This is a genomic window from Mycobacterium sp. NGS26 (assembly GCF_059813025.1).
The window spans coordinates 325,699-333,355 of sequence record NZ_JCALDU010000007.1 but is presented as its reverse complement, the minus strand read 5'-3'; the positions used below and the strand labels follow the sequence as shown (position 1 = coordinate 333,355).

Annotated in this window: 7 protein-coding genes; 2 read left to right on the top strand and 5 right to left on the bottom strand. The window is 70.9% G+C overall.

Features of this window, described 5'->3' with window-relative positions:
* Positions 1-164: 164 nt before the first annotated feature.
* Positions 165-1,172, top strand: coding sequence for a VWA domain-containing protein (locus tag AC5Y6X_RS22725; protein ID WP_499989394.1), 1,008 nt, complete (start codon positions 165-167; stop codon positions 1,170-1,172).
* Here the strand turns inward: AC5Y6X_RS22725 and AC5Y6X_RS22720 are convergent, their stop codons facing one another.
* The 3 genes from AC5Y6X_RS22720 to AC5Y6X_RS22710 all read right to left on the bottom strand — a co-directional run bounded on the left by AC5Y6X_RS22720 (position 1,173) and on the right by AC5Y6X_RS22710 (position 4,509).
* Positions 1,173-2,156, bottom strand: a complete 984-nt coding sequence (locus AC5Y6X_RS22720; RefSeq protein WP_499989392.1) for a VWA domain-containing protein — start codon at positions 2,154-2,156, stop codon at positions 1,173-1,175.
* Between the two features lie 100 nt (positions 2,157-2,256).
* Complete coding sequence (gene satS, locus AC5Y6X_RS22715) at positions 2,257-3,555, bottom strand: protein export chaperone SatS (RefSeq protein ID WP_499989391.1); 1,299 nt, start codon at positions 3,553-3,555, stop codon at positions 2,257-2,259.
* A 60-nt stretch (positions 3,556-3,615) separates the two neighbouring features.
* Positions 3,616-4,509, bottom strand: coding sequence for an alkaline phosphatase family protein (locus AC5Y6X_RS22710; RefSeq protein WP_499989389.1), 894 nt, complete (start codon positions 4,507-4,509; stop codon positions 3,616-3,618).
* Positions 4,510-4,613: 104 nt separating this feature from the next.
* Between AC5Y6X_RS22710 and upp the strand changes: the two genes are divergently transcribed.
* Positions 4,614-5,237, top strand: a complete 624-nt coding sequence (gene upp, locus AC5Y6X_RS22705) for a uracil phosphoribosyltransferase (RefSeq protein WP_499989388.1) — start codon at positions 4,614-4,616, stop codon at positions 5,235-5,237.
* Between the two features lies 1 nt (position 5,238).
* On the opposite strand, the gene AC5Y6X_RS22700 is transcribed toward upp, so the two are convergent.
* Together AC5Y6X_RS22700 and AC5Y6X_RS22695 are read right to left on the bottom strand one after the other, a co-directional pair.
* Positions 5,239-6,810: a phospho-sugar mutase gene (locus tag AC5Y6X_RS22700; protein WP_499989386.1), complete on the bottom strand. Its 1,572-nt coding sequence runs from the start codon at positions 6,808-6,810 to the stop codon at positions 5,239-5,241.
* A 2-nt stretch (positions 6,811-6,812) separates the two neighbouring features.
* Positions 6,813-7,619 carry a purine-nucleoside phosphorylase gene (locus AC5Y6X_RS22695; protein WP_499989384.1) on the bottom strand — a complete coding sequence of 269 codons (807 nt, stop codon included), beginning with the start codon at positions 7,617-7,619 and terminating at the stop codon, positions 6,813-6,815.
* Positions 7,620-7,657: the final 38 nt, after the last annotated feature.

The window sequence follows — 7,657 nt, the reverse complement described above, 5'->3', positions numbered from 1 at the left end:
AGAGCTCCCCCAGCCGATCGGCAGGACGCAACTCCGAGTCAAGCGTTGCGGTCGACGACATGGCCACATCAAAGCAGGGGGGTACGACAAGTTTCGGCTGCCGACCATGCCGGGGTTTGGCCGCCATGTGCACGGTCGACGTTTGACGAATACTGTGGCTGGACATGAAGTTGCCGCTGCTGGGCCCGGTGTCGCTGGCGGGCTTTCAGCATGCCTGGTTCTTCCTGTTCCTGCTCGCCGTGCTGTTGGTGATCGGGATCTACGTCGCCCAGCAATTCGCCCGCCGCCGGCGGGTGCTGCGGTTCGCCAACATGGAGGTGCTCGAGCGCGTCGCGCCGAGCCACCCGGGCCGGTGGCGGCACCTGCCCACGATCCTGCTCGCCACGTCGTTGGTGTTGCTCACCACGGCGATGGCCGGGCCGACCTCCAACGTCCGGATCCCGCTCAACCGCGCGGTGGTCATGCTCGTCATCGACGTCTCGGAGTCGATGGCTTCCACCGACGTCGCCCCCAATCGGCTGGCCGCCGCGAAGGTCGCCGGCAAGCAGTTCGCCGACGAGCTGACCCCGGCCATCAACCTGGGCCTGGTGGAATTCGCAGCCAATGCCTCGCTCCTGGTCGCGCCGACGACCAACCGCGACGCGGTCAAGGCGGCGATCGACAGCCTAAAACCGGCACCGAAAACCGCTACGGGAGAAGGCATTTTCACCGCGCTGCAGGCGATCGCGACGGTCGGTTCGGTGATGGGCGGCGGCGAGGGCCCGCCGCCGGCGCGGATCGTGCTGGAGTCCGACGGCGCCGAAAACGTGCCGCTGGACCCCAACGCCCCGCAGGGGGCGTTCACCGCGGCCCGGGCCGCCAAGGATCAGGGCGTGCAGATATCCACGATCTCGTTCGGCACGCCGTATGGCACCGTCGAGTACCAGGGGGCCAACATTCCCGTCCCGGTCGACGACCAGACGCTGCAGAAGATCTGCGAGATCACCGACGGCCAGGCGTTCCACGCCGACAGCCTGGAATCGCTCAAGGACGTCTACGCGACGCTGCAGCACCAGATCGGCTACGAAACCGTGAAGGGCGACGCGAGCGCCGCGTGGATGCTGCTCGGCGCGTTCGTGATGGCCTGCGCCGTGCTGGCGGGCCTGCTGCTGAATCGCCGGCTGCCGGCCTGATCAGGCGGGTAGCCGCCGGTTGATCAACAGCGCCAGGGCGGTGGCGATCAGGGCGGTGATGACACCGAGGCGCAGCCACCCCGAGCTGCCGGGCCCCGGCACCGTGCGATACCCGATCTCGTTCTCGATCGCGTTGTAGTCCTTGTTGAGCTGTTCGAGGTTGGTGGCGGTGTAGGACTGCCCGCCGGACAGCTGCGCGATCTTCTTCATCTGGTCGGTCGACACCGGCACGTTCACCCGCTGGCCGTCCAGCTCGATGTGACCGGTCTTGGTGCCGAACGTGATGGTCGAGATGGGCACGCCCTGATCCTTGGCCAGCCGCGCGGCGGTGTAGGCGCCGTCGTGCGGATCGCTGGGATCCTGCGGCTTGTTCTCCCCGCCGTCGGACAGCAGCACGATGCGGGCCGGCGGCGGCTTGTCCCCACCCTGCACGGCCGACGCCCCGATCGCGTGCAGGGCGGTGAAGATGGCCTGGCCGGTCGCCGTGCTGTCGGCGAACTCGAGCTTCTTGAGGGCCTCGACCGTCGCCTGGTGCTGCGGGGTCGGCGGCACCAGCAGGTACGGAGTGCCGGCGAAGCCGACGAGCCCCAGGTTGATGCCCGGCGTCAGCTGGCTGGCGAATTGGCTGGCCGCCTGCTCGGCGGCCTTGAGCCGGTTGGGCTCCACGTCGGTTGCCCGCATGGACTGCGACATGTCGATGACCAGCATGATCACGGCGCGGTTGCGCGGGATGCGCATGTCGTGGGTGGGGGTGGCCAGCGCGATCGTCAGCAGGAGCAGGCACAGCAGCGACGCCGCGATCGGGACGTGCCGCCACGCCGACTGCGGCACCGGCGTCTCGGTGTAGCGGCGCAGGCGCTGCCGCCGTCGGGCCTGCATGACGATGTAGAGGCCAAGCAGCGCGAGCGGGACCAACGCGAACAGCAGCATGCCCGGGCGCTGGAACCCATACAGCGGTAGTGGGCCGATCCCGGGAAGCGACACTCCGCTCACCTTCCCGTCTGGCCGCGGCTGGACTGCCGGCGGACGCTGGCGCCAGTAAACGCCAGTAAAGAGGACACTCGATTACCCGTCAAACGGGGCGCTATTCCCTGCGCAGCCGCCCGTCGACGAATTGCTCCAGCTTCTCCCACTCCCGCACCGCCGCGGCATACGGGCCCGAGGGCTTGCCGACCGAGCCGGGCTCCAGCACGTAGGCCACCAGCTTGCCCAGCGGCCGGCTCGTTGCGAGGGCCTTGTCGACGGTGGGTTCCTCGGAGTAGTCGCCGATGTCGCGTAGCAGCTCGACGGCGAGGTCGAGCTGGTCGCGGTCCACGGCGTCGGGCCCGTCGGCGAAGTCGTCGGCCAGGCCGCTGAGCACGTAGATGTTCTCGTCGGTGATGTCGATCGACAGCGAGCCGTCGGTCGCGGCGGTGCGGATGTCGTCGTAGGTGCTCAGGTCGGCCAGGTCGTGGTCGTGCTCGTCGGCCAGGTAGCGGGCCAGCGCCCGCTCGGAGCCGAAGACGCTGATGCGCCCGTTGCGGCCCAGGAAGATCGGGCGGTCGTCCAGGTAGCAGCGAAGAGTGTAGAACGTGCCCGAACTCGTCATGATGCGGATCGGGTCGATGCCCACCTGCTGCCAGAAGTCCTTGTCGCTGCCCAGCACGACGGTGTCGCCGGCCGCGCGGGCCTCCTCGCCGAGGGTGTCGTCCTCGGCTTCTTCGGTGGCGTCGGCTTCCTCGGCGGCCTCGGTCAGCTCGGTGGACTCCTCGGCCTCGGTGTCCTCGTCGGCCGGCTCCTCCTCGAGCTCCTCCTCGAGCTCCTCGGCGGCCTTCGCCGACAGCTTGGCGTCGACCTCGGGGGTGCTGACGACGTCGTCGATCGCGCCCAGCACGTCGTCCCAGCTGCGCCCGATGACCTCGGCGATCGAATCCCAGCGTCTGGCGCCGGCCTTGCCGGTGAAGTTATCGATCCCGCCGGACACCATGCCGAGGTTGGGATTGCCGTTGAAGAACTTCGCCACCGCCGGCAGCTCGCACACCGATCCGATGGACGACACGATGGCCAGCACGTCCGCCAGCGCGGCCACCGACTCCTCGGTCGGCTTCTCCGCCACCAGCTCCTCGACGACGACGAGATCGAAGTGCTTGTCCTGGGCGGGGTCGAGCTTGCGCGCGTGGGCGCTGACCAGGTCCTTCCACGCGGGATGGTCGACCAGATCGTTCTCGGAATCGGAGCGCACGAAGGCGACCAGGTCGGCGACGGTCTCGAAGCCGTACAGGTCGTCGTCCTTGCCCAGGAACGCCTCCCACTCGTCGCCGGCATCGCGCCAGCGGGGCGCCCACACGGTGTAGCGGTCACCGGCGGACAGGCTCAGGCGGATGGGCACGAGGTCAGCAGCCATGCGGCACAGAATAGCGACGGCCGCGGCGGACACCGGTGCCGGTGTGGCGGCCGGCGCCGGTCAGGGCGCCCAGATGCTCGCGATCGGGGCGGCGTTGGCCGCGTTGCCCGTCTTGGGCAGCCCGTACATCTGCTCGAGGGTGGAAAGCACGTTGTAGTGGCTGATCTGCTCGTTGTAGGTGCCCGGCTGCACGTGCGCGCCGTAGATCACCGTCGGGATCTGGTTGCGGCTGCCGTTGTCGTCCTCGTCCCAGGTCACGATCAGCAGGCTGTTGTTGGCCAGCGCCCAGTTGGCGTAGCCGGACAGCTGGCGGTTCAGCCACGCGTCGCCCTGCGCGATCGACCCGTCGTGCATGTTGTTGTCGTTGTTGGGAATCACGAACGACACGGTCGGCAGGTTTTCGTAGTTGCCCATCGGGAACGCGGAGAACGGCACCGAGTTCTGCGGCGGCACATTGGTGAAGTTGGCCCACGGCACGTGCTTGCGCGCGTACTTGCCGGCGCTGCACACGGGGGAGCCGACGGCGGGCAGGTCCTCGGCGTAACCGATGAATGTGTAACCGGCGGCGAGCAATTCGGAACCGAGGTTCGGAGCGTTGCCCGCGTTGACCGGGCACACGTCCTTGGTCACCCCGAACGTGTTGCCGGCGAACAGCGCCAGGTAGTTCGGCTCGCTGGGATGCGTTTCGGCGAAGGACTGGGCCATGTTCGCGCCGTGGGCGGCCAGCGCGGTGATGAAGGGTGCCGACCTGCTGCCGATGATGTTGCCCTCAGAACGGTTCTCCTCCACCACGATTACGACGTGGGCCGGCCGGGGCAGCGCGGCCGCGGCCAGGCCGACGCGAGGCGTCAACGGGATGGCCGCCAGGCCCGCCAGCGTCACCGCGCCCGCGACTCCGAGGACGCGGTACGCCCAGGCGAGCAGCCTTCTCGGACTTCGAATTTCGCCGAACACCCGGGGAGTATATGAGCGGATCCGCGGCTTCGACGGGACTGACGCGAGCGTGTCAGCGGGCCTTTAGCCAATAGAGCCCGGATCGTTATATACGCTGGAAATCCATGGACGTCCGCGTGATCGACCACCCGCTGGCCGCCGCCCGGCTGACCACGCTGCGCGACGAACGCACCGACAACGCGGGGTTCCGGAACGCGTTGCGCGACCTGACGGCGATGCTGGTCTACGAGGCCACCCGGGACGCCGGCCGCGAGACCTTTCCCATCCGCAGTCCGCTGGCCGAGACGCTCGGTGTGCGGCTGGCCAACCCGCCGCTGCTGGTGCCCGTGTTGCGCGCCGGGCTCGGCATGGTCGACCAGGCGCTCGCGCTGCTGCCGGAGGCTCGGGTGGGCTTCGTCGGCGTCGCCCGCGACGAGGAAACCCACCGCGCGAGCGGGTACATGGAGTCGCTGCCCGACGACCTGAGCGCGCAGCCGGTGCTGGTGCTGGACCCCATGCTGGCCACCGGCGGGTCGCTGAGCCACACCGTCGCGCTGCTGCAGCGCCGCGGCGCGACGGAGATCACCGTGCTGTGTGTCGTCGCCGCCCCGGAAGGCATTGCAGCGCTTGAGAAAACGGCGCCGGACGCGCGGCTGTTCACCGTCGCGGTCGACGATGGGCTCAACGAGATCGCCTACATCGTCCCGGGTCTCGGCGACGCGGGCGACCGGCAGTACGGGCCCCGCTGACTCACCAGCCGCGCACCTCGGTCACCAGCTCGTCGCGCAACGCGGCTGCCCTTTCGCGGGCGGGCCGTAGGCCGTCGGCCACCGGGCAGCGAATCTCCAAGTAGCACTTCAGTTTCGGTTCGGTTCCCGACGGCCGCACCACCACCCGAGCCGACGCCGCGTCGTCGCCGCCGGCGAAGATCAGCGCGTCGCCGATGTCGTCGACGGTCGCCGGTAAGCCGGCCAGCGTCGACGGCGGGGCGGCCCGCAGCCGCCGCATCAGCGCGGCGGCCTCGTCGGGGCCGGCGACCCGGCGCGACACCGCCGCCACTTCGTGCACACCGTGGCGCAGCGCGAGCTCGTCGAGCCGGTCGGACACCGATCGGCCTTCCAGCGAGGCCACCAGGTCGCACACCAGCACCGCGGCGCTGATGCCGTCCTTGTCGCGCACCGCGGCGGGGTCCACGCAGTGCCCGATCGCCTCCTCGTAGGCGTACACCAGGGTGCCCGGCAGGTTGGCGTCGGCGCGCGCCAGCCACTTGAAGCCGGTCAGGGTCTCGACGTGGGTCGCGCCGTAGTGCGCGGCGATGGCCGCCAGCATCCGCGACGACACCACGGTGCTGGCCACGACCGCGGTTTCCGGGCGCTCGTGGCTCAGGATGTAATCGCCCAGTAGCCAACCGGTTTCGTCTCCCGACAGCATCCGCCACCCCGATGCCGTGGGTATGCCGACCGCGCAGCGGTCGGCGTCGGGGTCCAGCGCGATCGCGACGTCGGCGTGGGTGTCGGCGGCCAGGGCGAGCAGCGCGTCGGTGGCGCCGGGCTCCTCGGGGTTGGGGAATGCGACGGTGGGGAAGTCGGGGTCGGGTGCGAACTGGGCGCCGACGGTGTGCACCGGGTCGAAGCCGGCGCGGTGCAGCGTCTCGACGGCGACGGCACCGCCCACCCCGTGCAGCGGCGTCAGGGCCACCCGCACCGAACCTCCGGCCCGGCGCACGGCCGCCGCGCGCTCGATGTAGCGCTCGACCAGGTCGGTGTGGGCGGGTTCGACTGCCCTGCGGCGGATCTCGTCGGCGGGAGGGGCGGCGGCCATCGCGGTTTCGATTTGGCGGTCGGTGGGGGAGACGATCTGGATGCCGCCGTCGAAGTACACCTTGTAGCCGTTGTCGGTGCGCGGATTGTGCGACGCCGTGATCTGTATCCCGGCGGCGGCGCCGGTGCGGCGCACCGCGAACGCGACCACCGGCGTGGGCACCGGGCCCGGTAAGAGCAGCACCGAAAAGCCCTCGGCGGCAAGCACTTCGGCCGTCACGGTGGCGAAAATCGCCGAGCCGTGCCGCGCGTCGCGCCCGACGACCACCAGCGACCCGGCCTGGCCGCGGTCGGCGAGCACCCGCGCCACCGCCCAGGTCGCGCGCGACACCACCGCCACGTTCATCGCGTCGGGCCCCCCGCGCACCGGGCCGCGCAGCCCCGCCGTGCCGAAGGTGAGCGGGCGGGCGAAGCGCGCCGCGCGCTCGTCGGGACCGCAGGCGGCGAGCTCGGCGGCCGTCCTGGGGTCCGGGTCGTGCGCGATCCACTCCTCGGGCGTCATGGCTAGAGCCGGGCGATGACGCCGGCCAGCAGCGCGCCCAGCCGTCCGGCCGACGCGGCCCCGGCGGCGACCACCTCGGCGTGTTGCAGCGGGGCGCCGCTGATGCCGGCGGCCAGGTTCGTCACCAGGGATATGCCGAGCACCTCGGCGCCGGCCGCGCGGGCCGCGATGGTTTCGTGCACCGTCGACATGCCCACCAGGTCGGCGCCCAGGGTGCGCAGCATCCGGATCTCCGCCGGCGTCTCGTAATGCGGCCCGGGCAGGCCCGCGTAGACGCCCTCGGTCAGCTCCGGGTCCGCCTCGCGGGCGAGCTTGCGCAGCCGCGGGGCGTAGGCGTCGGTCAGGTCCACGAATTGCGCGCCCACCAGCGGCGAACGCGCGGTCAGGTTCAGGTGGTCGCTGATCAGCACCGGCTGCCCGACGCGCATGTCCGGGCGCAGTCCGCCGGCCGCGTTGGTGAGCACGACGACGCGCGCCCCGGCCGCGCACGCGGCCCGCACCGCGTGCACGACGTGGGCCAGGTCGTGCCCCTCGTAGGCGTGCACCCGGCCGGCCAGCACCAGCACCCGGTGCCCGCCGACGGGCACCGACATGAGCTCGCCGGTGTGACCGACCGCGCGCGGCGGCGCGAACCCGGGCAGCTCGGCCTGGGCCAGCGTGACGGTCGGGGAGCCCAGCGCGGCGACGGCCGGCGCCCAACCGGACCCGAGGACGACGGCGACGTCGTGCTCGCCGAACCCGGTGCGCTCGCCGATCGCGCGTGCCGCCAGTTGCGCGAGTTCGTCGGGAGCGGGCGGGGATTCGGCCACAGCCATCGACCTTAGCGCCGCGACGGTTGTCGGCGGCA

Excerpts from the sequence above, each read along its gene's own strand:
- AC5Y6X_RS22725 (WP_499989394.1), top strand. The coding sequence starts at position 165 with ATGAAGTTGCCGCTGCTGGGCCCGGTGTCGCTGGCGGGCTTTCAGCAT.
- satS (WP_499989391.1), bottom strand. The coding sequence starts at position 3,555 with ATGGCTGCTGACCTCGTGCCCATCCGCCTGAGCCTGTCCGCCGGTGAC.
- upp (WP_499989388.1), top strand. The coding sequence starts at position 4,614 with ATGGACGTCCGCGTGATCGACCACCCGCTGGCCGCCGCCCGGCTGACC.
- AC5Y6X_RS22700 (WP_499989386.1), bottom strand. The coding sequence starts at position 6,810 with ATGACGCCCGAGGAGTGGATCGCGCACGACCCGGACCCCAGGACGGCC.